This is a genomic window from Pseudonocardia sp. P-1, assembly GCF_058111925.1.
The window spans coordinates 3,877,288-3,900,737 of the sequence record NZ_CM176614.1 but is presented as its reverse complement, the minus strand read 5'-3'; the positions used below and the strand labels follow the sequence as shown (position 1 = coordinate 3,900,737).

Here is a 23,450-nt window from a genome sequence, read left to right as displayed (position 1 = left end):
CGCTCGTACTACCGGGAGTGCCCTGCGGGGCACGCGGACGCCGGCGGGGGCCGGTGCCCGCCCGCGCGTCGTGGCCGGTCCGAACGGGGAGCCCGGGCGGGCCACGGCGCGGCCGGGCCGGAGCGACGCGGACCCGAGCGGCTCAGACCGGCACGATCTCGTAGCGGGCCAGGCGCTCGCCGCGCAGCGCGGTCGCCCGCAGCGCCGCCGCCAGTGCCCGCGACGCCCGCGGCAGCCGGGCCGCGACCTCGGCGGGTGGGGACGCGGCGTCGCAGGAGGCGGCCAGGCGCAGCCCCCACGGCTCCAGCTCGCGCGGGTCCTCGCAGGTCCAGTCGACCTCCAGCTCGCGCAGCGGGCCCGCGGCGAGCCGCCCGGCCGCGCCCCGGGACAGCAGGTCGGTGACGAGCTCGGCGCCCGGGAGCATCCGCGCGGCGGTGAACACGATCCGCTGCACGCCCTGCTCGGGCAGCAGCGTCAGCACCCGGTCGGAGACGACCAGGTGCGGGCCCGGCAGGTCGCGGGCCAGCTCCAGCCAGTCCTCGTCGAGCGCGGACCCGGCCACCAGGTGCGCCGGGCCCGCCAGCAGCTCGCGGCGCAGCTCGGCCACCCCGGGCAGCTCGACGTCGACCCAGTGCGCCGGGCCGTCGTCGCCGAGCCGTCCCGCGCGGTCACCCAGCCCCGGTCCCAGCTCGACGACGGTCCCGCCCGGGTGCCGTCGTGCGAACCCGCGCACCCACTCGTCGAGGACGGCGACCCGCAGCAGCGTGGAGAGCGTGTCGGCCCGCCCGGGCGCCGAGCCCAGGTCGAGGTCGTCCGCGACGACGGCGGCGGCGTGGTCCCCGACCACCGGATGGCGGCGACGGGCGTCGCGGGCCCTGGCGTGTGCCGCGGGCAGTGACGTCGCCTCGAGCGCCTGCAACCGCGGGCGGCGTCGTTGCGTCACGGTGTCCTTCCCCCCTCCAGCGGGCCTCCGCGAGGGCGTCGGCGCTGGTCGCGCGAACGTACTAGTTGGCAGGCGAGGCACCCGACCCGGGAGGCGCCGGGCGGTGGACGGCCCGCGGTCGGTGGCTCGTGAGCGGTCCCCGGACACCGGGTCGCCGCCGCCGCCGGGCCGCGGACCTCCATGATGGGGGCGTGCCCCCCGCCCTCCTCACCTCCGCCGCGCACGGCGACGCCGAGGTCCTGCGCCTGCTCGAGCGCCGCCGCGACACCGGGCGCCGCCCCGGCCGGCACGCCGACGGGGCACGGATCGCGCTGGTCGTCGGCGGGGGCGGGATGCGCGGCTCCTACGCGGCCGGGATGGTGCACGCGCTGTCCGACCTCGGGCTCGCCGCCGGCGTCGACGAGGTGTGGGGCAGCTCGGCCGGGGCGTTCGTCGGGACGGCGCTGGTCATGGGGCACGGAGCCGAGGTGTCCCGGGTGTTCGAACGGGACATGGCCTGCCGCGAGTTCATCGACCCGCGCCGGTTCGGCACCCGTCGCCCGATGGTGTCGCTGGACCACCTGTTCGACCGGATCCTGGTCGACTCCCTCCCCACCGACTGGTCGCGGCTGGTGGACCCGCCGGTCCCGCTGAACGTCGTGGTCACCGGTGCGGTCGACCTGCGTCCGCGGGTGCTGACCGCGCTGCCCGACGGGGCCACGTGGAGGGCCGCGATGCGGGCGACGGCGGCGATCCCGCTGCTGGCGGGCCCCGCGGTACGTGTCGGCTCGGGCGAGGACGCCGAGGACTTCATCGACGGCTCGGTCGGCGACCCGCTCCCGGTCGCACGGGCCCTGCGCGACGGCGCCACGCACGTCCTGGCCCTGCTCACGCGCACCGCCGACGACCTCACCGGCATCCCGCCGGACGCCCGCACCCCGCTGTGGGCCCGCTCACTGGACCGGCTCGCGCCGGGCCTGGGCCGGATGGCGCAGGACGCCGCCCGGCACGGCGAGTGCCTGCCCCTGCTCGCCGACGCCGCGCACCCGGACCGGGCCGGGGCGCACCTGCTGACGCTGAGTCCGCACTCCCCCGCCGGCGTCCACGGCCTGTCCACCGACCCCGGGCGGGTCGCCGCCGCGGCCCGGATCGGCTACGAGACGGTGCTGTCCGCGACGGCCCGGCCGCCGCGGCCTGAGCCCCCTCCTGCCCGTGCGCCGATGACTTCGGCGCGGCCGGGCGGTCGGAACCGGTGTGGGCACCGTGCCCCGCACCGGACCCGGGGGGTGGCCCATGCACGACGACGCGCCGTCGCGGGTGCGGACCCGCACCGTCGTGCTCGCCCCCGGCGAGGTCCACCCGCACGTCGAGGACGAGTGGCGGGGCGCCGTCGTCGTGGTCGACGCCGGCCGGATCGAGCTCTGCTGCGCCGCGGGCGGGAGCCGGACCTTCGGTACCGGGTCGGTGCTGTGGTTCACCGGGCTGAACCTGGTCCGGGTCCGCAACCCCGGGCGGGACGAGGCGGTGTTCCGCGGCATCACCCGCGGGCCGCCCTGACCCGGTCCCCCTCGGCCCGCCGTGTCGAGCCGGCCCGCCGCGTCGAGCGTCCGCTGCGTCGGGTCAGCCCGCCGCGTCGAGCGCCCGCTGCCAGATCCCGTTGCGCGTGGCGACGAGGCCGAGCTCGCGCGGGTCGGTCACGCACACCCCGCGGGGACGGTGGGTGTCCCACAGCTGCGCGTCGTCGAAGACGGCTCCGCAGCCGCCGAACCGGCGGCAGCAGTGCGCCCGGTCCGGCCCCACCCACTCGGTACCGCAACAGGACATCCGCATGATCCGCACGGCGGGCAGGCTACGGGGCACCCCCGACAGTTCCGGTGGGCGCCGGGATCGGGTCGGTGGCGAGGAGGTCGTACCAGACCCCGTCGTCGACGATCTCGTTCTCCGTGCCGTGCACACCGTCGGCCCGCGGGCGGCCCCACAGCCGGAACCCGGCGCGCTCGGCGACGCGGCGGCTGGCGGTGTTGTCCGCCGCGGCGCCGAGCTGCAGCCGGTGCCGGCCCATCCCGCCGTCGGCGACCGGGGTGAACGCGTGCCGCACCACCCGGCGGACCGCGGCGGACACCGCGCCGCGGCCGCGGGCGTCGGGGTGGGCGCGGTAGCCGACCTCGCCACCGGTCGGGGTGTAGGCCCGGTCGGTGCCGAACACCGAGACGGTGCCGAGGTAGCGGTCGTCGTCCGGGTCGGCGATCACCCAGCCGACACCGGAGCCCAGGGAGCGTTCCAGCGGGTGGTCGCGCAGCCAGCGACGGGCGTCGTCGTCGGTGTAGGGCACCGGGAGGGTGGCGCTCCACCAGCGGGCGAGGGGGTCGTTGCACGCCTCGACGTGCCGGGCGAGGTCGGCCCCGGTGGGCGGGCGGAGCCGGACGCCGTCGCCGTCGAGCACCGGGTGCGGCCACCACGTCGTCGCCGGGGGCCGGTCGGCGACGGGTGTGCCGGGCAGCAGCACGGCGGTCCAGGCGTCGACGAGGTCGTCGCCGGCCCGCAGCGCGCGGGTGCGGACACCCTCGAACCGGAACCCGCAGGCGTGTGCCACCCGCCAGGACGCGACGTGCCCGGCACGGCAGTCCCAGTGCAGCGCGGCGAACCCGGCGACGTCGAAGCCCCAGTCCGCGGCCAGCCGCAGCGCACGGCTCGCGAACCCCCGTCCGCGCGCCCACGGCGCGAGCAGGTAGCCGACCGACGGCAGCGGGTCGCGACGCAGGTCGATCGAGCCCGCGTAGCGCGGGCGGCCGTCGCACTCGGCCTCCACCGCCCACACGTACTGACGGCCGTCGGCCCACCGGCGACGGGCGAGGTCGATCCACTCCCGGGCCCGGCCCTCCCCGGAGGTCGGGTCGAGCGACGTCCAGCGGTGCACGTCGGGGTCGCGGTACACCTCGAGCATCCCGGGGACGTCGGATCCGGTGTGCGCGCGCAGGGTCACGACCCCGTCGGTGAGTACGGGAGGGACGGTCACGTCGACACCGTCACCGGCCACGCCCGGTCGGGGCAACCGGGTTCTCCTACGATCGGACCTGTCCGCAGGGGGCGGGCGAGGGGGAGGTGTCATGGCCGCGCTCACGGAGCGACTGGTCGACCGCAGGCTGGGCTTCGGTGCCGACGAGCCGTACGTGCGCGAGCGTGACCTGCGGGTCCCGCTCTCCGACGGTGTCGTCCTGCTCGCCGACCTCTACCGGGCCCCCGGCCCGCTCCGGCCGCGTCCGACGGTGCTGATGCGCACCCCCTACGGCCGCGACGGCCTCGGGTCGATCATCGGTTCGCTGCTGGCGCGCCGCGGGTTCCAGGTGCTGGTGCAGTCCACCCGGGGCACCTTCGGCTCGGGCGGGCAGTTCCGCCCGTTCCTGCACGAGAGCTCCGACGGTCTGGACACGCTCGCCTGGGTGCGCGGGCAGAGCTGGTGCGACGGCCGCGTCTCGATGGTCGGCCCCAGCTACGTCGGGCACACCCAGTGGGCGGTCGCCCCCTACGCCGACCCGGGTCTGTGCTCGATGAACGCCGACATCACCGCGTCGGAGTTCACCAGCACCTTCTACCCGGGCGGCGCGCCCGGCCTGCTCAACCTCGCGACCTGGGTGAACCAGATCGGCCGCCAGGAGCGCATCGGCGCGGTCACCGGCTTCCTCGCGACGCCGGTGTTCAGCCGTCGCAAGCGCCGCGCGGTGACCTCCCAGCCGCTGCAGGCCGCGGACGTCGCGCTGACCGGGGCGCCGGTGGTGTTCTGGCGGGACTTCGTCGAGCACGCCGAGCAGCCGCGCGAGTTCTGGGCGCCCGCCGAGCACGACGGTTTCGACGCCGCCGCGATGCCGCCGGTCTGCATGGTGACCGGCTGGTGGGACCTGTTCCTGGACCGTCAGCTGGTGGACTTCACCGCGCTGCAGCGGGGCGGGGCGACGGCGCGGATCACGATCGGCCCGTGGACCCACGGCGACCGCGGCTCACTGTCGACCATCGCCCACGAGATGGTCCACTGGCTGGGCGTGCACCTGCACGGCGGCGAGCACGACGAGCGCGCGCCGGTCCGGGTGTACGTGCAGCACGCCGACCGCTGGACCGACCTGCCGTGCTGGCCGCCGCCGGAGGCCCGCCCGACCGAGTGGTACCTCGACGCCGACGGCGGGCTGGGCCCGGACCGGCCGGCCGGGACACCCCCGCCGTCGCGGTTCGTCTACGACCCCGCCGACCCGACACCGACGGTCGGGGGCCCGATGCTCCAGCCGCCGTCCAAGCAGCTGGACAACCGCGCCGTCGAGGCCCGCGACGACGTGTGCGTCTGGACCGGCCCGCCGCTGGAGTCCGACCTGGACCTGCTCGGTCCGGTGTCGGCCGTGGTCTACGTGCGGACCGGGACGGGGATCGGCGACGTGTTCGTACGCCTGTGCGACGTCGGCCCCGACGGGACCTCGATGAACATCACCGACGCGATGCACCGGCTGGTGCCCGACCGGGAGGCCACCGCCCCGGACGGCACGACGGTCGTCCGGATGACGCTGAGCCCGACCGGGTACCGCGTGCGGGCCGGGCACCGGCTCCGGGTGCAGGTCGCCGGCGCGGCGTTCCCGCGCTTCGCCCGCAACCCGGGAACCGGTGAACGGACGGCGACCGCGGTCGGCGGGGAACGGATCTCCTACGAGATCCTGCACGATTCCGAGCACCCCTCGCACGTGGTCCTGCCGCACCACCCCTGAATTCCGGGTCCACCATTCGTCTTTCCGGTCGTCCCCGGAAATGCGGATATCCCCCGCTCCGGTCGGAAGAGCGGGGGATCTCCGGAAGTGCAGGGTCACGGATGACGGGAAGACGGTCCCGTCATCGTGCCCGGTGGTGCAGGTGCACTCAGTCCTGGATGTTGGTCTGGTTGTCACCCTGCGAGCAGTCGCTGAAGCTCGGGGCGTCCTCACCGTTGGTGGCCTGGCCACCCAGGATGCCGAGGACGCTGGCGGCGACGTCGGCGCTGTTCAGCGAGCAGCTGAGCACGTTGGCGTTGTTGAGGGCGTTGACGTCGCCGACGTTGACCAGACCGGTCTGGTCGCCGCTGACGCGGTCCTTCTCCAGGTTGTTGATCTGGTCGGCGTTGATGCGGTCGCCGCCGTGGCCGTGCCCGTGGCCCTTGTCCCAGCCGCCGTCACCCGCGAAGGCGAGCGGGGAGATGGCGAGCAGACCAGCGGTGACGCCGGCGGTCAGGATTCCAGCCTTCTTCAGCACAGTTATTTCTCCGTCGTGTACGGGGTCCGATGTCGGACCGGCGTGTTCGGCGTGGGTTCGGGAGCCCCGCCGATGCACAGAACGCTATCCGGTCCATCCCCGATCCAACGAACTTTCTACCACTATCGGACGATGGGCATTACTGCCCGCGAGGTTATTGCTCTCTTCCGGCAGCCGGGAATCCGCGTGGACGTCGCTTCCGGACGCTGTCCGCGACGGATCGTCACCACGGTGGACCCGAACGGACGCGTACCTTTTTCCCGGAACACGCTCCGTGATGCACCCTCTGCACGGCCGTGTCACCGCGTCACCCTGTCGTATTGACCCGGGGGAACTCCCGGCACCGGATCGCACCCCCCGACGGACGGATCCGCCCCGGAAGAGTGGGCCGGAACCGGCTCGTGCGCGGCGTGCCACCGTCGACGTCCGCCGCCGACGACACGCACCGCCGGGATCGCCACGACCTCCGACGTCCCCGCCGCCGCGGAACTGCTCTGCGCGGCGCTCCTCGACCACCCGTTCACCCGTCACACGATCGATGCGGTCGAGCACTCGCGACGCCCGGGCGCCGGCCAGGAGCTGCTGGTGCGCGAGGTCGGTGTCCCGCACGGGCCGGGCCGGGTGGACCGCGACGGACTCCCGGCCCTCGCTCGCGTCGGACGTGCGGCTCCGCACCCGCCCCGGCTCCCGGGTCACCGCCGAGGTCGACCGGCCGCGCGGCGGGCCCCGCACCTGGTCGATGCTGCGGCCGGCCACGACGAGTGGCCCCTGAGAACGGCCCGGGAACGGACCGGACACCGGGGCCCGCCCGCTGAGACCGGCTCACGGTGTTTCTTCATCGTTCTCTCTGACTAACATTGCCCCATGGCGATGAATTGTTGCCCTGATGTCGGCCCGGCGGTGGCGCTGTTCCGATCGCTGGCCGACCCGGCACGGCTGGCCATCGTGCTGCGGCTCGGCCGGGGTGAGGCCCGCGTGGTCGATCTGACCCGCCAGCTGGGTCTCGCCCAGTCGACGGTGTCGAAGCACCTGGCCTGCCTGCGGGACTGCCGCCTGATCGACTCCCGGGCCGAGGGACGCCAGTCCTACTACCGCCTCGTGCGCCCGGAGCTGCTCGACCTCCTGCGCAGCGCCGAGACGGTGCTCGCCGAGACCGGCGACGCGGTCGCGCTGTGCCCTACCTACGGCGCACCGGGACAGACCGGGGAACGGGCGTCGTGACCCTGTCCCTCTCCGACGACCGTCGCGCCGTCCTCGTCCGCCGCATCCGCCTGCTCGTCGCGATCACCATCGGCTACAACGTGGTCGAGGCCGTGGTCGCCATCGCCGCAGGTCGTGCCGCGTCCTCGATCGCCCTGATCGGGTTCGGACTGGATTCGGTCATCGAGGTCAGCTCGGCCGCTGCCGTGGCGTGGCAGTTCGCCGGCCGCGACCCGGCCCGCCGCGAGCACATCGCCCTGCGGGTCATCGCGTGCTCGTTCTTCGCCCTCGCCCTCTACGTGACCGTCGAGGCGCTGCGGGGCCTGTCCGGGGCGGCGGAGGCGGACCGTTCGACGGTGGGCATCGTGCTGGTCGCGGCCAGTGTTGTGGTCATGCCGTTCCTGTCGTGGGCGCAGCGGCGCGCGGGGCGCGAGCTCGGCTCGGCCAGCGCCGTGGCCGACTCCCGGCAGACGCTGCTGTGCACCTACCTGTCGGCCGCGGTGCTCGTCGGGCTCGTTCTCCACACCACCCTCGGCTGGTGGTGGGCCGACCCCGTCGCCGCGCTGGTGCTGGCGGGCCTGGCCGTGCGCGAGGGCGGGAACGCGTGGCGGGGAGAGGGCTGCTGCGCCGCGCTGCCCGGCGCCGTCGCGACGTCCGACGCGCGCGCCGACGGCTGCTGCCGCTGACGGTCCGGAGCCACCACGATGTGGACACCCCTCGGGCGAGGGGTGCGGCCGGATCCCGCGCCTGGACGTCGTCCTGGCGATGGATCGTGTACCTCACGAACACGATCAGGGCCGAATTCCCGAGATGGACGTCAGGACTTCTCGTCTCGGAGACTGCCCGGGGTGGCCGCTCCGGGTCACCGCGCCGGCCAGGGTCTGCGCCGCCCGCCCGCAGAGCCCCGATCGAACGGGGATGCGGCCGGCGTTCGGCGGCCGGGTCGAGTCGTGAGGGATGTCGATGAGCGACGGCACGTCGAGCAGGTTCCACGTCAGGGCGCAGGACCAACCCGTCGTCGACCAGGGCGACGCCGGGAACGAGTCGTGGATGAGCGCCGGCGGTGACCCGCGCGATCGGGGACGGCTGATCGAACTCGTGTCGGAGCAGCTCGTCGGGTCCGAGCGCCTGATGGTCGGACTGGCCTGGCTGAGCCCCGGCGAGGTGCACCTGCTCCACCATCACCCGCACGCTGACGAGTGGTACTACGTCATCCGGGGGTCGGCGCAGTTCACCATCGGCGACGAGGTCATCCGTGGTGAGCCCGGTTCGGCTCTGTGGATCCCCACGGGGGTACCGCACCGGATCCACAACGACCGTCCGCGGGAGACGCTCGAGTTCCTGTGGGGCTTCGACCGCCCGCGTCTGGACTCGGTCGGGATCGTCTGGGACGAGTAGCCCGCGGGACATGATCGCGCGGTGGCTCGACGGGCACGCAGCGGATCGCATGTGGACACCGATGCCGGACATCCGGGCTCGCTCGGCGACCGGGGCCGGGTGGCCGGTTCCGGCGGCCGCGACCGGGTCGGAGGTGGAGGGCGCGAGCCGACGGCGGCGGCGTGGCCGGCTCCGCACCGCCGGACGCGGAGCCCTCGACAGACGCCGGGCCACCGCCCCCACGACCTCCGGCACGCCGCGGTGTCGACGCGGCTCAACGGGACACCCCGGTCACAGCCGGACGGGCCCGGACGACGAAAGAGACCCCCGGTGCCGGCGTTTCCGCTGGTCGGGGGTCTCTTTCACCTGCTGTGGCTGGTCCAGGATTCGAACCTGGGAAGGCTACGCCGACGGATTTGCAGAGAGCTGCCAAACCGGCCCTGACCTGCGGCTTAAGTACGGACCACCCGCCCGCGTCCGCGTATCGTCCGTGAGCGGCACCGACGGGGCTTCTCCCCCACATGCCCGGCCTGCTGGTGATCTCCTCGCGGCGCGGGTTCACCCCTGCCAGGCCGGGGAGTGGGGTGCAGGGCACGGGGTCCCGCCTTGCACCCCACTCCCCGGTCTGGCTGCCGTCTCGGCGCGCGGTGAGGAGATCACCGGCCCCGCCGCACGTCCCCTGATCTCCGAGCGGTGTCGGGTCCGGGCGGAGCCCGGGGCCTTGTCGTACAAGCCCTCGAAGATGTCTGACCAGCGCCGGGAGACTGACTCTCCAAGCTGCGTTATGGCACGGTTCATCAGGCCAGAGTGAGTCCGACGGTTCGCGATCAGCGAGGAGGCACTGATCTTCGTGGAGACACAAGAACTGCACTCGGTCCTTCAGGCGCAAGCGGAGCGACTCCTCAGCGAGCCGGGGGCTGACCAGGACACAGACCAGCAGTACACCCGGATCTGCGATGACCTGGTGCGAGCGGTACCCCACGCCAAATGGGCTGCGCTGACCACTCAGGACCGGTCGGGGTTGCACTGCCTCGCAGCCACCGACAAGCGCATCCCGGAGCTGGCCCGGGTCATGGTGGACTGCGGACACGAGCCGTGCATCGATGCCATCGCGGCCGGTTCCCTGAGTGAGGTCGTCATCGACGACTTCACGGAGGCCGGCGATCGGTGGCCGGTCTTCGCCCCAGCCGCCGCCAGTGCGGGGATGCGCAGCGTCCTGTGCCACGCGATGGCCCCTGAGGAACATCCGATCGGTGCGATGACGGTGTGGTCGGACGAGGTCGGGGCGTTCAGCGACGACCGCTCGCGCAGCATCATGGCCGCGTTCGTCACACAAGCCGCGGTAGCGGTGTACGGCGCGCAGCGCGCCGAGCACCTCGTGAAGGCTTTGACGAGCCGCGACGTCATCGGGCGGGCCAAGGGAATCCTGATCGAGCGGTTTCGCTTGACCGATGACAGCGCTTTCCGATTGCTGGTGCGGTCCTCGCAGGACGTCAACATGAAGCTCTGCGACGTGGCCGAGGTTCTCTGTCGTGAGGCGGAAGCACGGGCGATGACGGTGCCGCAGGCGCGATCGGGATCTGGCCCCGACTTGGCACGGTAGCGAGGACGGGCGCGGCACCACATCGGACGGTCGCCTGTTCCGCGGGGCCCGTGGCGGTGCTCTCTCCGAGAGCCACTACGGGCGTCTGTGGGCCGCTGCCCGGCTGGCCGCGCTCTCGCCGGAGGAGGCCACTTCGCCGCTCGCCCGCCGTCCGTACGACCTCCGGCACGCCGTGGTGTCGACGTGGCTCAACGGGGGCGTCCCGGCCACCCAGGTCGCCCAGTGGGCCGGGCACAGCGTCAACGTCCTGCTGCGGGTCTACGCGAAGTGCATCGCCGGTCAGGACGACGCTCTGCGCCGCCGGGTCGAGCAGGCTCTCCGCGACGGCCGTTCATGATCGCGTCCGTGATGCGTCCGTGAACACCCGTAGAAGCCCGGTCAGAGCCGGACGGACCCGGACGACGAAAGAGACCCCCGGTTCCAGCGTTCCCGCTGGTCGGGGGTCTCTTTCACCTGCTGTGGCTGGTCCAGGATTCGAACCTGGGAAGGCTACGCCGACGGATTTACAGTCCGCTCCCTTTGGCCGCTCGGGCAACCAGCCGGGGTGCACGTCGCTCTCGCTGAGTGCGTGAACGAGGATACGACACGACCGACGGCCCCCGACGAGGGGGCCCCGACCGACCCCGAGGGAGTGACCGATGGCCGACCCGTCGTTCGACGTCGTGAGCAAGGTGGAGCGCCAGGAGGTGGACAACGCCCTGAACCAGGCCGCGAAGGAGCTGTCGCAGCGCTTCGACTTCCGCGGCACCAACACGACGGTCGCATGGGCCGGCGAGGAGGCCGTGACCTTCGAGTCCGACACCGAGGAGCGGCTGCTCGCCGGGATCGAGGTGTTCAAGGAGAAGCTGATCAAGCGCTCGATCAGCCTGAAGGCCCTCGAGGTGGACGAGCCCCAGCTGTCGGGCAAGGCCTACAAGGCCGGCGGCAAGATCCTGCAGGGCATCGCGCAGGACAAGGCCAAGGAGATCAGCAAGGCCATCCGCGACGAGAAGCTCAAGGGCGTCCAGGCCCAGATCCAGGGCGACCAGCTGCGCGTCTCGGGCAAGAAGAAGGACGACCTGCAGGCCGTCATCGCGCTGCTCAAGTCCAAGGACTTCGGCATCGCGCTGCAGTTCACCAACTACCGGTAGCCGGGCCGGCCCCGGCACGGCCGGACACCTCCCGCCCGCCACGCCACACGCCCACGCTCGACAGGCTGTCGCCGATCGTGGTGGTCGGGTCGCGGGCGGGCGGGCCGGCTCCCGGCCGGACGCACATCCCTCGATGCGTCCCGCCGCGGCCTCTCGGGCACACCGACCCCGGACGGTGACGCGGTCGGGAACGGTCCTGGTGCGTGATCCGCGACGCCCGATGTGTCCCGCTGTCACCGGGGGCCGTCCACAGCACCGAGGCGAGACCCAGGATCACCGTCCCGTGCGTGAGGGTCGCGGCCAGCACGCCGTGCCCGTGCCGCACCCACGCGCACACCGGTCCCTCCGCGGCGGTGGACACGACGAGCGGCCATCCGAGATCGGTCACGGTCGTGGCGAGAACGACGTGCCCCACCGCGAAGAGCAGGCCCGACGCGAGACCGCGCGCACAGCGCCGAACGCCGGCTCTGTTCGCCGCGTTCGCGACCCGCACGGCGTCGCGGCCGTCGAGGCGCTGCGGGAGGACTGCGTCCGGGAGGTCGCGTTCCACCTGTCACGGCGGCCCGGCACGGCGGACCCGGACGGGCTCGCGCGCACCCTGGTGCACGCCGTCGACGGTCTGCTGCACCACGCCCCGGCCGTGGCCGGAGTGCAGCGGGAGCGGGTGTGCGGGAACTCGCGCGGCTCGTCGACCCCTAGACCGCGGGCCGCAGGTGCGCCCACGGCCGCGCCCGCTCCAGCTGCGCCGCCAGGGCGAGCAGCAGCGGCTCGGACCCCGGCCGCCCGACGAACTGCACGCCCAGCGGCAGCCCGGACGCCGTCCGGTACAGCGGCACCGACGACGCGGGCCGCCCGGTCAGGTTCGCCAGCTGGGTGTAGGGCACCGGGGCGAAGTTGGCGTCGACCAGGCTCTCGACCAGGCCGAGCCGTCCGAACAGGCCGGATGCGCCGGCCCGCAGCAGCGCCTGCGCGCCGATCCGGGCCGGGGCGGGCAGTGCCAGCTCCCCGATCGGCCACGGCGGCCGGGCCAGGGTCGGGGTGAGGAGCAGGTCGTAGCGCTCGTGGAACGCGGCCAGCGCGCGGGTGTGGTCCTGGCGGCGGGCGAGCGCGGCGAGGTAGTCCGGCGCGGGGGTGGCGCGGCCGATCGCGGCCATCACCCGGGTCTCGGTCTCGAAGGCGTCGTCGCCGCAGCCGGTCAGCGCCCGCGCCGACGCCACCTGCGCCGAGATCGTGGAGAACCAGGTGGTGAGGAAGTCGGTGGCCAGCGCCCGGCCGTCGAGGGCGGGGGCGGACTCCTCCACGACGTGACCGAGCGAGGTCAGCAGCTCGGCGGCGTCGGTGGCCGCGGCGACCGCTTCGGGGTCCACGTCGGTGCCCAGCGGCGCGGCGGTGGCCAGCCCGATCCGCAGCGGCGCCGGGTCGTCCCGGACGGCGTCGACGTACGGGCGCTCCGGCGGACGCACGACGTAGGGGCCCTCCGGTTCCGGACCGGCCGTCACGTCGAGCAGGGCCGCGGAGTCCCGCACGGTCCGCGACAGCACACCCTGCACCGCCGCGCCGTGGAAGCCCTCGGCGACGTCCGGCCCGGACGGCGTCACGCCGCGGCCGGGCTTGAGCCCGAACAGCCCGCAGGCGGCGGCCGGGATGCGGATGGAGCCGCCGCCGTCGCTCGCGCCGGCCGCAGGGACGATCCCGGCGGCGACGGCCGCGGCGGACCCGCCGGAGCTGCCGCCGGGGGTGCGGCCGGGGTCCCACGGATTGCGGGTCGGGCCGCCGAGCGCGGGTTCGGTGACGGCGCGGGCACCGAACTCGGGCGTGGCGGTCCGTCCGAACACGACGAGACCGGCCTCGGTCCAGCGCCGGACCACCGTCGAGGTCTCGGGGCGCGGGTGGTCGGCGAGCGGACGGGAGCCGGACGCCGTCGGGACCCCGGCGATGTGCTGGGCGAGGTCCTTCACCAGGAACGGGACGCCCGCGAACGGCCCGGTCAGCGGGCCACGTGCGCGGGAGCGGGCGGCGTCGTCGAGGCGCAGCCGGATGGCGTTGAGGCCCGGCTCGACGGCGTCGGCGCGAGCGACGGCGGCCTCCAGCAGGTCGGCCGCGCTCACCTCACCCGCGGCGACGAGTGCGGCCAGCCCGACGGCGTCGTGGCTGCGGTAGTCGTCCCAGGAGATCCCCACGGCGGGGATACAAGCAGATCGGTCAGGGAGTGGACACCGGGGCGGGCGCGGGCGCCGGCGACGCGTCGGACGTGCCGGTGACCCCGGCGACGACACCGAGGGCCAGGACGACCGCGGCCGCCGCGCCCAGGACGGCGGGCAGCACCGGCCGGGTGCGGGCCGGGAAGTCGGGCAGCCGGAAACCACCGGAGGTTCGGGTGCCGCCGCCCTCGGGCAGCGGCGCCGCGCGGAACGGCTCGGGGAGCCGCTGGACGGCCGGGGCCTGTGCTGCGGGTCCCGACGGGAATCGCGCGGGCGGGCGCTGCACCGCCGGGGGCCGGCCCGCCACGGGCTGCCGGGGCGCCGTCGGTCGGAACGGGTGTCGCGGGGCCGCCGCGGCGTACTGCCCGGGGACGTAGGCGCCCGGGGCCTGCCGGGGCGGGACGCCGACCGGCCGCTGCCGGCCGGGACCGGCCGCGTCGCGGGGACGCGGGACGACGGGCAGCGCGGTGGTGGGTGCGTAGTCGGAGGACCCGCCGCCGGGCGCCGTGTCCGGCGCGGCCGCACGGGGGCACGGAGCTCCGGCGTCTCCGGCTCCGCGTCCGGGGTGGGCGCGGCCGCGGTGTCCGTGTCGGAGTCCGGGGCGGAGGAGGCCGGGACGTCGGCGGCGACCGGTGCGTCGGCGTCCGAGGACGACCGGGCCGCCGGCAGCGCGACCTGCTCCCCCGGGCCGGTCCCGGTGACCACGTCGTCCCCCGGGCGCGCCGGTGACGGCACCTCGACCGGGCCGCCCCGGAGCGGCACCGACGGCGTCCCACCGGTGTCGGTGAGCGCGTGGCGGGGCTTCTGGGACGGGGTCTCGCTCATGGGTCCTCTTCCGCAGGGGGAGCTCTGCTCTGGGAGTTCCATCGCTCGCGGTACCCCGAACCGTTACGGAACAGCGACCCGGGGACACGCAACCACCCCCGGAACGGTCCGCTCAGCGGCGGGCCATCTGCTGGAGCCGCGCGATCCGGTCCTCGATCGGCGGGTGGGTGGAGAACCACCTCGCCATCTTCTCGCCGGGCCGGAACGGGTTGGCGATCATCAGGTGCGACTGCGCGGTGAGCCGCGGGTCCGGGGGCAGCGGAGCGGCCGCGGTGCCGTACTTGAGCTTGTGCAGCGCCGAGGCCAGGCCCAGCGGGTCGCCGGTGAGCTCGGCGCCCGACGCGTCGGCCTGGTACTCCCGGGACCGGCTGACGGCCATCTGCACGACGCCGGCCGCGATCGGCCCCAGCATCGCGACCAGGATGATCGCGATCGGGTTCGGGCGGTCCTCGTCGCCGCCGCCGAAGATCGAGGCGAACATCGCGAAGTTCGCGAGGAACGACACCGCCGAGGCGAGCGCACCGGCGATCGAGGAGATCAGGATGTCGCGGTTGTAGACGTGGCTGAGCTCGTGGCCGATGACGGCGCGCAGCTCGCGCTCGTCGAGCAGGTGCAGCAGACCGGTGGTGACGCAGACCGCGGCGTGCCGCGGGTTGCGGCCCGTGGCGAACGCGTTCGGCGCGTCGGTCGGGCTGATGTGCAGCGACGGCATGGGCTGGCGGGCCCGCTGGCTCAGCTCGCGGACGATCCGGAACAGCTGCGGGTACTCGGCCTCGGTGATCGGCTGGGCGTGCATGGACCGCAGCGCCGTCTTCGCCGAGTTGAAGTAGGCCCACCCGTTCACCGCGAACGCGATGACGAGCGCGATGACCAGTCCGCCGCGCCCGCCCAGGACCCCGCCGATCGCGAGGATCAGGGCGCTCATCGCGCCGAGGAGGACGGCCGTCTTCAGACCGTTCATGTGGCTGTGCACGCCGGGGTCGCCTTTCCGTGCGGTCCTGCGGGGGTCACCCGGGTCAACGGACGAACCGGGCGCCGCGTTCCCGGGTGTGACCCGCCCCGGCCGCGGCTCAGCGCGCGTGCCGCTCCCGGAAGCGGGTGCCCTCGGGGGCGTGGCGGCGGAAGTGGTCGAGCGTGACGCCGAGGAAGAGCGCCGTCGCCGACACCGCGACGGTGCCGTCCGGGGCGTCGAGCCTGCCCGTGCCGCGGACCCACAGCTTGCGCCCGTCGACCGACTCGATCACCGCGTCGAGGTGCAGCGTCGTGCCGAGCGGCACCGGCGCCCGGTAGCGGGTGGTCAGCTCCGCGGTCACGTAGTGGCCGTCGAGGTGGTGCTGGAGCGCGCCGAACAGCTCGTCCATCGCCGCGGCCAGCACCCCGCCGTGCACCAGCCCGGGCGCGCCCTCGTGCGCGTCGGCGACGACGACCGCCCCCGTCACCCGGGCCCGCCCGTCGGAGTCGGGGCCGGGATCGGCGAAGCGCATCCGCAGCCCGCCGGGGCCGTCACCGCAGGCGAAGCAGCCGGCGTGGTGGCGGGGCAGCTCGGCCCGCCCGGTCACCTGTGCACCCGTCACGTGCGGGAGGCTAACCCGGCGTGGAAGAGTCGGGCCCATGAGCGACGGCGATGTCACGACAGAGGTCCGCACCGAGGTCACCGACGGTGTCGCGGTGCTCACCGTGTCCAACCCGGCACGACGCAACGCGCTGAACCTGGACCTCTCGCAGAAGCTCGTCGCCGCCGTCGAGGCCGCGAACGCCGACGACTCGGTCGGTGCGATCGTCGTCACCGGGCAGGCACCCGCCTTCTGCGCGGGCGGTGACCTCGCCGAGCTGCAGGAGGCCGACCCGGCCACGCTCAAGCGCGTTTACTCCGGATTCCTCGCCATCGCCTCGTCCCCGCTGCCGACCCTGGCCGCGGTCAACGGCGCCGCCGTCGGCGCCGGGATCAACCTGGCACTGGCCTGCGACGTCCGGCTGGCCGGCCCGACCGCGAGGTTCGACGTCCGCTTCATGCAGCTGGGCCTGCACCCCGGCGGCGGCTACACGTGGATGGCCCAGCGCGCCCTCGGCGCCCAGGGCACCGCGGCGATGACCCTGTTCGGCGACGTCCTCGACGCCCGCGAGGCCGAGCGCGTCGGCCTGGCCTGGCGCGCCTACGACAGCGACGAGGACCTGATGGCAGGCGCCCACGAGCTCGCGGGCCGGGCGGCCGCCGCACCGCGGGATCTGATCGTCACCACCAAGGCGACGATGCGGATCACCTCCCGGCTCACCGCGCACGCCGACGCCACCGACGTCGAGGTCCGCGCGCAGGCCGAGACGGTGCACTCCGAGGCGTTCGCGGAGCGCGTCGCGGCGCTGCAGAAGAAGATCAGCAAGAAGTGACTGTCGTCACGAACGTAATCCGGGTTATGTGACGTGATCCCGGGTCTCCGGACAGGGGGCCGAACCGGGAGTTAACCTCGATGTATCGAGGGACAATTCGACGCCGAACTGGGGACCATCAGCCCATGACGACCAGCGACACTCCCGTCGAGGCACGCGACTCCGAGGTCGTGCAGCGCGACCGGGTGGTCATCCGGTTCGCCGGCGACTCCGGCGACGGCATGCAGCTGACGGGTGACCGTTTCACCTCCGAGACCGCGAACTTCGGCAACGACCTGTCGACGCTGCCGAACTTCCCCGCTGAGATCCGGGCGCCTGCCGGGACGCTGCCGGGGGTGTCGTCGTTCCAGCTGCACTTCGCGAACTACGACATCCTGACCCCCGGTGACCGCCCCGACGTGCTGGTCGCGATGAACCCGGCGGCGCTGAAGGCCAACATCGGCGACCTGCCCCAGGGCGGGGTGCTGATCGTCAACACCGACGAGTTCACGAAGCGGAATCTGACCAAGGTCGGCTACGCGGCGAACCCGCTGGAGGACGGCTCGCTCGAGCCCTATGCGGTGCACGGGGTCGCGATGGCGACCCTGACCCGCGGGGCTCTGGAGGAGACGGGGCTGTCGAAGAAGGACGCCGAGCGGGCGAAGAACATGTTCGCCCTGGGTCTGCTGTCCTGGATGTACCACCGCCCCTCGGAGTCGACCGAGCGGTTCCTGCGGGAGAAGTTCGCGAAGAAGCCCGACATCGCCGAGGCCAACGTCCTGGCGTTCCGCGCGGGGCACGCCTACGGGGAGACGACCGAGGCGTTCGCGGTGACCTACGAGGTCGCGCCGGCCCGCCTGGCACCGGGGACCTACCGGCAGATCACCGGGAACGTCGCCCTGGCCTACGGGCTCATCGCCGCGGGGCGGACGACGAGCCTGCCGGTGTTCCTGGGCACGTACCCGATCACGCCGGCCTCGGACATCCTCCACGAGCTGTCCAAGCACAAGGCCTTCGGCGTGACCACGTTCCAGGCCGAGGACGAGATCTCCGGTGTCGGTGCCGCCCTCGGCGCAGCCTTCGGCGGGGCACTCGGCGTGACCACCACGTCGGGGCCGGGGATCGCGCTCAAGGCCGAGACCGTCGGCCTGGCCGTCGCCCTGGAGCTGCCGCTGCTGGTCATCGACGTGCAGCGGGGTGGGCCCTCGACGGGGTTGCCGACCAAGACCGAGCAGGCCGACCTGCTCCAGGCCCTGCACGGGCGCAATGGGGAGGCGCCGCTGCCGGTGATCGCCCCCTGCACGCCGGGGGACTGCTTCATCGCCGCGGTCGAGGCCGCCGCGATCGCGGTGAAGTACCGCACCCCGGTCATGCTGCTGTCGGACGGGGCGCTGGCCAACGGTTCCGAGCCGTGGAAGATCCCCGACGTCGAGTCGCTGCCGACGGTGGACCCGGGGTTCGCGACCGAACCCAACGCCCCCGACGGGTCCGGGGAGTTCTGGCCGTACCTGCGTGACCCCGAGACCCTGGCCCGGCCGTGGGCGATCCCGGGCACCGCCGGGCTGGAGCACCGGGTCGGTGGGCTGGAGAAGGCCGACGGGCGCGGCTCGATCTCCTACGACCCCGACAACCACGACCGCATGGTCCGGCTGCGCCAGGCCAAGATCGACGGCATCGACGTCCCCGACCTCGTGGTCGACGACCCCGACGGCGACGCGGACTTCCTCGTCATCGGCTGGGGCTCGACCTACGGCCCGATCAACGCCGCGGCGCGGCGCGTGCGCAAGCTGGGCCACTCCGTCGCCACGGTGCACCTGCGCAACCTCAACCCGATGCCGGCCAACCTCGGCGAGATCCTGGGCGGCTACCGCACGGTGCTCTGCCCCGAGATGAACCTCGGTCAGCTCGCCATGCTGCTGCGCGCCGAGCACCTGGTCGACGTCAAGAGCTACACCAAGGTCGCCGGGCTCCCGTTCGGCGCCGAGGAGCTCCAGGACGTGTTCCTGGACTACCTCACCGGCAAGCACCCGGAGTCGGCGTCCGACATCGCCAACGAGACCACTGGAGCGCAGGCATGACCGCCACCGACCTGGGCCTGCCGTCCATCGGCGGCCTCGACGGCGTCCCGACCACGGACGCGAAGCAGACCGCGAAGGACTACACCTCCGACCAGGAGGTCCGCTGGTGCCCCGGCTGCGGCGACTACGCCGTCCTCGCCGCCGTCCGCCAGTTCCTCCCCACCCTGGGGATCAAGCGCGAGAACACCGTCTTCGTCTCCGGCATCGGCTGCAGCTCGCGGTTCCCGTACTACCTCAACACCTACGGGATGCACTCCATCCACGGCCGCGCCCCGACCATCGCGACCGGTCTCGCGACCAGCCGCGAGGACCTCAGCGTCTGGGTCGTGACCGGTGACGGCGACGCCCTCTCGATCGGCGGCAACCACCTGATCCACGCGCTGCGCCGGAACGTCAACATCAAGATCCTGCTGTTCAACAACCGGATCTACGGGCTGACCAAGGGCCAGTACTCCCCGACCTCCGAGGTCGGGAAGGTCACCAAGTCCACCCCGATGGGATCGCTGGACCACCCGTTCAACCCGATCTCGCTGGCCCTCGGGGCCGAGGCGAGCTTCGTCGGACGGGCCCTGGACTCCGACCGCAAGAGCCTCACCGCCGTGCTGCAGGCCGCCGCCGAGCACCGCGGCTCCGCCCTGGTCGAGATCTTCCAGGACTGCCCCATCTTCAACGACGGCAGCTTCGACGTGCTCCGCAAGGGCGACACCGACAACCGGCTCATCCCCGTCGTCCACGGTGAGCCGATCGTCTTCGGCGCCGAGGGTTCGCACGCCGTCGTGCAGGACGGGTTCAAGCTCAAGGTCGTCGAGACCGCCTCGGTGGACGCCTCGCAGATCGTCGTGCACGACGCCGCCGACCACGAGCTGGCCTTCGCCCTGTCCCGGCTCTCGGACCAGGACCTCACCCACACCGTCACCGGGATCTTCCGCAACACCGACCGCACCACCTACGACGACGCCGCCCGCGCCCAGGTCCAAGCGGCCAAGGACGCCAAGCCCGACGCGGACCTGCAGGCCCTGCTGAACGGCCGCGACACCTGGACCATCGTCTAGGTCCCGGCCCGTGACACACCGCGGCCCCGGTACTCCTCGGAGTACCGGGGCCGTCGTGTGTCCGGAGGCGGTGGGTCTCAGCGGGCCCCGGGGCGTTCGTGCCAGGCGATGAACCCGGCCGCCCGTGCGGCGCCCTCCGCGGTGAAGTACAGGTCCGCGCGGGTGCGGACGTAGTACGGCGACTCGGGCGGGTGGAACCGCCGCGAACCGCTGTGCACCTTCACCCGGTGCGTCTCGGGCGGGTCGCCGCCGTCGGTGGGGGCGAGCACCGAGTCCGGGTACGGGCCGGGCCGCACACCCGGGGGCAGCGGCGCGGACGCCGCGGACGGGCCGATGATCATGGAGTCGAGCGCCGCCAGCGCCGAGCCGCCGGCGCCCTGTCGCGGCCGCGACGGGATCGGCAGCGGTGCGGGCGGGCCGTCGTCGGCCGGCGCGGGGCCCGGCTCGGGCAGCGGGGCCGGTTCGACGTCGTCGCGCAGGGCGTGGCGGCCGGCCGGCTCGTCGTCCTCGGCCGATCCCTCCGGCGACGCCGGGTCGCTCTCGGGGCGCGGGAGGGGGACCTCGGGGGCCGTGGCGGCGCTGCCCGGCTCGCCCGGGATCGAGACGGGGCCGGCCGCGCCGTCGTCCACCGGACCGTCGTGGCCCGCACCGTTCTGCACCGCACCGACCTGGGCCACACCGACCTGGGCCACGCCCTCGTGGGCTGTGCCGTCCGGGGCTGTGCCGTCCAGGGCTGTGCCGTCCAGGGCTGTGCCGTCCAGGGCTGTGCCGTCCGGGGCTGTGCCGTCGTGGGCCGCACCGTCGTGGGCCGCACCGTCCTGGGACAGGGCAACGGCACCGTCGGACGTGGGCCTGTCGCCGCCACCCGGGCCGGTCCCGCCCGCCGTGACGACGTCCCCGTCGGCTCCGTCTCCGGCGGCACCGCGATCCGACACATCGGGACCGGACGTGTCCGGGGCCGTCGCCGTGGCTCCGGGCGCGACGTCCGGTGGCCGCGTCCCGGGCGCCGGGTCGTCCTCCGTCCCGTCGGACAGCCCGTGCCCGGCCGGCGCATCGCTGGTCCCGGTGGGCCCGCCCGCGGTCGCCCCGGGCCGGACCACTCCTCCGCACCGTCCGCCGAGGAGGGCTGCGGTGCGACGTCCGGCGACGGCGCGTGCGACCCGGCCGCCGCGGCGGACGGGTCGACCACCCCCGCGGTGTCGAACAGCGCCACGGTCCCGGGGTCGCGCCCCGGGCCCGGCCCGTCGGGCACCTCCGCCGTGTCGGGCGTCCCCGTGGCCTCCGGACCGCCCTCGACGGTCCCTCCGCGGCGACGGGACACCAGTACCCCCGCCACCATCAGGACCACGAGCACCGCCAGCAGTACCCACATCCAGCCCATGCCGGACCTCCGTCCGCCCGGGACCGTCCCGGACCGCTGTCGCCGTGCTTGGTATCACGGATCGTGCCCGCCCCGCCGTCGTCTCGCGCGGGAGCACACCCGTACCGGATCATCGTGCCCGTGACCGACCACCCGAAGCGACCATGACCACCGCCCGTTCCCCCGAACGAACCACACCCGAACGGAGTGAGCGGCACCCCGCCGGGCTCACCGCGGGCGTCGGCGCGTACGTCCTGTGGGGCCTGTTCCCGGCGTTCTGGCCGCTGCTGGACCCCGCGGCGCCGCCGGAGGTGCTCGCCCACCGCGTGCTGTGGACCGCGGTGCTGATGTCGCTGGTGCTGACCGTGCTGCGCGGCTGGGGCGACGTGCGCGGGCTCGGTGTCCGCGGATGGCTCGCGACGGCCGCCGCCGCGGTGTTCATCGCGGTGAACTGGGGCCTGTTCATCTGGGGCGTGTCGGCGGGCCTGGTCGTCGAGTCCGCGCTCGGCTACTACATGACCCCGCTGGTCGGGGTGCTGTTCGGCGTCCTCGTCCTGCGGGAGCGGCTGCGGCCCGCGCAGTGGGTGGCGCTGGGGCTGGCGGCGACGGCCGTCGTCGTCATCGCCGTCGGGAACGGCACGGTGCCGTGGCTGTCGATGGCGCTGGCCTGCTCGTTCGGGATCTACGGGCTGTTCAAGGCGACCGCGCCGCTGCCCGCCGCGGCCGGGCTGACCGCGGAGGGCCTCGTACTCGTCGTGCCGGCCGCGGTGTTCCTCGTCGTCGTGGCGCTCTCCGGCGGCGGCACGTTCACCGGGCACGGCCCGTGGCACCTGCTGCTCATGCTGTCCGCGGGCCCGGCGACGGCGCTGCCGCTGCTGCTCTACGGCTCCGCGGCGCGACGGCTGCCGCTCACGACCCTCGGGGTGCTGCTCTACATCAACCCCACACTGCAGTTCCTGTGGGGCGTGCTGGTGGTCGGCCAGACGATGGCCCCGGCCCGCTGGGCCGGGTTCGCCCTCGTCTGGCTGGCGCTGGTGGTTCTTCACCGTCGACCTGCTGCGACGGCGACGCCCACCGGCGCCTCAGCCCACCCGCTCCACCGTGTAGTCGGTCAGCGTCCGCAGCGCCTCGATCGCCGGGCACGGCGGCAGCACCGCCAGCTCGGCGCGCGCCCGGTCCGCGTACCCGGCGACGGTCTCGCGGGCCTTGACCAGCGCGTCACCGGAGCGGAGCAGCTCCAGCGCCTCGGCCACCTCGTCGTCGTCGCTGATCGGGGCGGCCAGCAGCTGACGCAGCCTGCGCGCGTCGGCGGAGTCGTCGCCGTCCCGCAGGGCGTAGAGCATCGGCAGGGTGTGCACGCCCTCGCGCAGGTCGGTGCCGGGCGTCTTGCCCGAGTCGTCCGACGGCGACGCGATGTCGATGATGTCGTCGGAGATCTGGAACGCCGCCCCGATGACCTCGCCGAAGGTCCGCAGCGCCTCGACGTGCTCGGCGGGTGCGCCGGAGAACATGCCGCCGTAGCGGCCCGAGGTCGCGATGAGCGACCCGGTCTTCTCCGCGACCACCCGCAGGTAGTGCTGCACCGGGTCGTCGGACGCCTTGGGGCCGCGGGTCTCGCGCATCTGACCGGTCACGAGCAGCGCGAACGTCTCGGCGATGATCCGCACCGCGTCCGGCCCCAGGTCGGCGACCAGCCGCGACGCGTGCGCGAACAGGAAGTCCCCGGTCAGGATCGCGATCGAGTTGTCCCAGCGCGAGTTCGCGGACTCCGCGCCCCGCCGCATGGACGCCTCGTCCATCACGTCGTCGTGGTACAGCGTCGCCAGGTGGATCAGCTCCACCACGGCGGCCGCCGTGATCACCTCGTCGCGTTCGGGATGCGGTCCCACCTGCGCCGCGAGCAGCGTGAACAGCGGACGGAACCGCTTGCCCCCCGCGTCGATCAGGTGCAACGAGGTCTCGGTGACGAACTCGTAGTCGCTGTGCACCTCGCGGTGCAGCAGGTCCTCGACCCGCTTGAGCCCGTCAGCGGTGGCCTCGGCCAGGACCGGATCGGCCATCCGGACCCCGGCCACA

21 protein-coding genes, 1 tRNA gene and 2 pseudogenes are annotated in these 23,450 nt (G+C 74.0%); 13 read left to right on the top strand and 11 right to left on the bottom strand.

Translation table 11 applies throughout. From position 1 onward, the window contains the following. Positions 1-142 precede the first annotated feature (142 nt). Positions 143-943: a class I SAM-dependent methyltransferase gene (locus AC0GKK_RS19180; protein ID WP_179761784.1), complete on the bottom strand. Its 801-nt coding sequence runs from the start codon at positions 941-943 to the stop codon at positions 143-145. Positions 944-1,275: 332 nt separating this feature from the next. On the opposite strand from AC0GKK_RS19180, the pseudogene AC0GKK_RS19175 reads away from it, so the two are divergent. Together AC0GKK_RS19175 and AC0GKK_RS19170 are read left to right on the top strand one after the other, a co-directional pair. Next, a pseudogene (locus AC0GKK_RS19175) lies at positions 1,276-1,716 on the top strand (patatin-like phospholipase family protein); the annotation flags it as partial. A gap of 499 nt (positions 1,717-2,215) precedes the next feature. Continuing rightward, positions 2,216-2,479, top strand: a complete 264-nt coding sequence (locus AC0GKK_RS19170; RefSeq protein ID WP_179761782.1) for a hypothetical protein — start codon at positions 2,216-2,218, stop codon at positions 2,477-2,479. 63 nt (positions 2,480-2,542) lie between these two features. Here the strand turns inward: AC0GKK_RS19170 and AC0GKK_RS19165 are convergent, their stop codons facing one another. Next, positions 2,543-2,752, bottom strand: a complete 210-nt coding sequence (locus AC0GKK_RS19165) for an FDXHR family putative zinc-binding protein (protein ID WP_202417011.1) — start codon at positions 2,750-2,752, stop codon at positions 2,543-2,545. Between the two features lie 19 nt (positions 2,753-2,771). Next, on the bottom strand, positions 2,772-3,938 hold the full coding sequence (locus AC0GKK_RS19160) for a GNAT family N-acetyltransferase (RefSeq protein WP_489882254.1): 1,167 nt from the start codon (positions 3,936-3,938) through the stop codon (positions 2,772-2,774). Between the two features lie 91 nt (positions 3,939-4,029). Here AC0GKK_RS19160 and AC0GKK_RS19155 point away from each other — a divergent pair, with 91 nt between their 5' ends. After that, positions 4,030-5,667 carry a CocE/NonD family hydrolase gene (locus AC0GKK_RS19155; RefSeq protein WP_405414916.1) on the top strand — a complete coding sequence of 546 codons (1,638 nt, stop codon included), beginning with the start codon at positions 4,030-4,032 and terminating at the stop codon, positions 5,665-5,667. A gap of 148 nt (positions 5,668-5,815) precedes the next feature. Here AC0GKK_RS19155 and AC0GKK_RS19150 read toward each other — a convergent pair whose 3' ends face one another. Further along, positions 5,816-6,184 carry a hypothetical protein gene (locus AC0GKK_RS19150; RefSeq protein WP_405414914.1) on the bottom strand — a complete coding sequence of 123 codons (369 nt, stop codon included), beginning with the start codon at positions 6,182-6,184 and terminating at the stop codon, positions 5,816-5,818. Between the two features lie 864 nt (positions 6,185-7,048). Between AC0GKK_RS19150 and AC0GKK_RS19145 the strand changes: the two genes are divergently transcribed. The 5 genes from AC0GKK_RS19145 (at position 7,049) to AC0GKK_RS19125 (ending at position 10,701) form a co-directional block, all read left to right on the top strand. Continuing rightward, the gene (locus AC0GKK_RS19145; protein WP_405414912.1) at positions 7,049-7,405 is read left to right on the top strand and encodes an ArsR/SmtB family transcription factor; all 357 of its coding nucleotides are present in this window, start codon (positions 7,049-7,051) and stop codon (positions 7,403-7,405) included. Next, positions 7,402-8,070, top strand: a complete 669-nt coding sequence (locus AC0GKK_RS19140) for a cation efflux transmembrane domain-containing protein (RefSeq protein WP_345654656.1) — start codon at positions 7,402-7,404, stop codon at positions 8,068-8,070. Before AC0GKK_RS19145 ends, AC0GKK_RS19140 begins: the two co-directional genes overlap by 4 nt. 277 nt (positions 8,071-8,347) lie before the next feature. Further along, on the top strand, positions 8,348-8,782 hold the full coding sequence (locus tag AC0GKK_RS19135; protein WP_208818979.1) for a cupin domain-containing protein: 435 nt from the start codon (positions 8,348-8,350) through the stop codon (positions 8,780-8,782). 829 nt (positions 8,783-9,611) lie between these two features. Next, the gene (locus AC0GKK_RS19130; RefSeq protein ID WP_489882253.1) at positions 9,612-10,364 is read left to right on the top strand and encodes an ANTAR domain-containing protein; all 753 of its coding nucleotides are present in this window, start codon (positions 9,612-9,614) and stop codon (positions 10,362-10,364) included. Between the two features lie 172 nt (positions 10,365-10,536). After that, positions 10,537-10,701, top strand: coding sequence for a hypothetical protein (locus tag AC0GKK_RS19125; protein WP_489882252.1), 165 nt, complete (start codon positions 10,537-10,539; stop codon positions 10,699-10,701). A gap of 122 nt (positions 10,702-10,823) precedes the next feature. On the opposite strand, the gene AC0GKK_RS19120 is transcribed toward AC0GKK_RS19125, so the two are convergent. Next, positions 10,824-10,905: transfer RNA gene (locus AC0GKK_RS19120), tRNA-Tyr, on the bottom strand. A 97-nt stretch (positions 10,906-11,002) separates the two neighbouring features. Here AC0GKK_RS19120 and AC0GKK_RS19115 point away from each other — a divergent pair. Then, complete coding sequence (locus tag AC0GKK_RS19115) at positions 11,003-11,494, top strand: YajQ family cyclic di-GMP-binding protein (RefSeq protein WP_062397949.1); 492 nt, start codon at positions 11,003-11,005, stop codon at positions 11,492-11,494. Positions 11,495-12,189: 695 nt separating this feature from the next. Here AC0GKK_RS19115 and AC0GKK_RS19110 read toward each other — a convergent pair. The 4 genes from AC0GKK_RS19110 to AC0GKK_RS19095 form a co-directional block, all read right to left on the bottom strand. Beyond that, positions 12,190-13,668 (bottom strand): amidase, encoded by a 1,479-nt coding sequence (locus AC0GKK_RS19110; protein WP_482638747.1) that lies wholly within the window; start codon positions 13,666-13,668, stop codon positions 12,190-12,192. Between the two features lie 28 nt (positions 13,669-13,696). After that, on the bottom strand, positions 13,697-13,981 hold the full coding sequence (locus AC0GKK_RS19105; protein WP_489882251.1) for a hypothetical protein: 285 nt from the start codon (positions 13,979-13,981) through the stop codon (positions 13,697-13,699). 651 nt (positions 13,982-14,632) lie between these two features. Further along, positions 14,633-15,493, bottom strand: coding sequence for a zinc metalloprotease HtpX (gene htpX, locus AC0GKK_RS19100; RefSeq protein ID WP_073576528.1), 861 nt, complete (start codon positions 15,491-15,493; stop codon positions 14,633-14,635). Between the two features lie 97 nt (positions 15,494-15,590). Continuing rightward, positions 15,591-16,094 carry a PaaI family thioesterase gene (locus AC0GKK_RS19095; RefSeq protein WP_251786717.1) on the bottom strand — a complete coding sequence of 168 codons (504 nt, stop codon included), beginning with the start codon at positions 16,092-16,094 and terminating at the stop codon, positions 15,591-15,593. 37 nt (positions 16,095-16,131) lie between these two features. Here AC0GKK_RS19095 and AC0GKK_RS19090 point away from each other — a divergent pair, with 37 nt between their 5' ends. From AC0GKK_RS19090 to AC0GKK_RS19080, 3 genes are all read left to right on the top strand, one after another. Next, the gene (locus AC0GKK_RS19090; RefSeq protein ID WP_251786718.1) at positions 16,132-16,905 is read left to right on the top strand and encodes an enoyl-CoA hydratase; all 774 of its coding nucleotides are present in this window, start codon (positions 16,132-16,134) and stop codon (positions 16,903-16,905) included. 125 nt (positions 16,906-17,030) lie between these two features. Next, a complete protein-coding gene (locus AC0GKK_RS19085) occupies positions 17,031-18,962 on the top strand; it encodes a 2-oxoacid:acceptor oxidoreductase subunit alpha (RefSeq protein ID WP_489882250.1) in 1,932 nt (643 codons plus the stop codon). After that, complete coding sequence (locus AC0GKK_RS19080; protein WP_482638393.1) at positions 18,959-20,014, top strand: 2-oxoacid:ferredoxin oxidoreductase subunit beta; 1,056 nt, start codon at positions 18,959-18,961, stop codon at positions 20,012-20,014. The genes AC0GKK_RS19085 and AC0GKK_RS19080 overlap by 4 nt, the downstream gene beginning before the upstream one ends. A 77-nt stretch (positions 20,015-20,091) precedes the next feature. Here AC0GKK_RS19080 and AC0GKK_RS19075 read toward each other — a convergent pair whose 3' ends face one another. Beyond that, the gene (locus AC0GKK_RS19075; protein WP_489882249.1) at positions 20,092-20,706 is read right to left on the bottom strand and encodes a sunset domain-containing protein; all 615 of its coding nucleotides are present in this window, start codon (positions 20,704-20,706) and stop codon (positions 20,092-20,094) included. A gap of 832 nt (positions 20,707-21,538) precedes the next feature. Here AC0GKK_RS19075 and rarD point away from each other — a divergent pair. Continuing rightward, positions 21,539-22,288, top strand: a pseudogene (rarD, locus tag AC0GKK_RS19070) (EamA family transporter RarD); the annotation flags it as partial. Positions 22,289-22,456: 168 nt separating this feature from the next. Here rarD and AC0GKK_RS19065 read toward each other — a convergent pair. Then, positions 22,457-23,434 carry a polyprenyl synthetase family protein gene (locus AC0GKK_RS19065; protein WP_062403804.1) on the bottom strand — a complete coding sequence of 326 codons (978 nt, stop codon included), beginning with the start codon at positions 23,432-23,434 and terminating at the stop codon, positions 22,457-22,459. Positions 23,435-23,450 lie beyond the last annotated feature (16 nt).